Origin of the sequence: Neisseria sicca VK64 (assembly GCF_000260655.1) — a bacterium.
GTDB lineage: Bacteria > Pseudomonadota > Gammaproteobacteria > Burkholderiales > Neisseriaceae > Neisseria > Neisseria sicca_B.
Window position 1 is genome coordinate 1 of sequence record NZ_AJMT01000055.1, and the last position, 1,105, is coordinate 1,105.

The 1,105-nt window shown below is 44.2% G+C and carries 1 pseudogene; it reads right to left on the reverse strand.

The window, feature by feature from the left end:
- Positions 1–1,105, reverse strand: a pseudogene (locus HMPREF1051_RS14800) (outer membrane insertion C- signal); the annotation flags it as partial.

Genomic DNA, 1,105 nt, shown 5'->3' on the forward strand with positions numbered 1-1,105 from the left:
GCGCTAGTCGCGTCGCTCAGGGCAGTTACTTCATCACCGATATCGTTAACTTTTTTGCCCATGTCGGCAGTGTATTTTGCCAATTCTTCGAAGTCGGCTTTGTCGGCTTTAGTTCCGATGGCTGCTTTATTGGCATCAATGTCTTGGCGGTTAGCTTCTAAAGCATCGGCTGCAGTTAAGCCTGCTTTTTTCAAATTAACGATGTCTTCATCAATACGGGCAACAGCTGTTGTAGTCGCATCACTCAGGCTGGTAACTTCGTCACCGATGTCGTTAACTTTTTTGCCCATATCGGCAGTGTATTTTGCCAATTCTTCGAAATCAGTTTTGTCAGCTTTGGTTTCGATTGCCGCTTTATTGGCATTTACATCGGCGCTGATGTCATTAACAACTGCTGCTGTTTTTACCAGCGCTTCGCTGTTCTCGGTAACAGCTTTATTCAAACCATCCAGCGTTTCATCATGTGCTGCAACAACTTCTTTCAAACCCATGCCTTCAAAATCGGCATTTTCAACATCTTCTTTTGTGGCGGTACGGATGACTTTTGAACCATCATCTTTAGTTACAACAATTTGATCGCCTTCTTGGAAACCGTTGAGCTCTTGAGCATTCTCAATTGCTGCCAATGTAGCTTGCGCCGCAGCTTTGTGGGTATCTTTCACAGCTTCTTTCAAGCCCAGACCTTTGAACTCGTCGGCTTTAACGTCTTCTTCGGTTGCTGTTTTAACAGACTTAACACCATTATCATCGGTAACGATGATTTCATCTTTTTCTTTGAAACCGTTGAGTTCTTGGGCATTTTCGATTGCTGCAAATGCGGCTTGTTCGGCAGCCTTTTTGGCTCGTTCAGTCTCAGCGGTCAAATCAGCAAAACTTTGGTCATGTTGTGCAACAACTTCTTTCAAGCCCAGTCCGCCAAACTCATCTTGTTCAACATCTTCTTTGGTAGCTTTTTTGACAGATTTGACACCATCAGCATCGGTAACGACGATTTCATCGCCTTCTTTAAAGCCATCAATTTGTTGAGCGTTTTCCGCAATGGATAAAGCAGCACGTTCAGCCAACTCATCCACTGCTTTATTTGCCTTGTCAGCTTTTTCGGCAA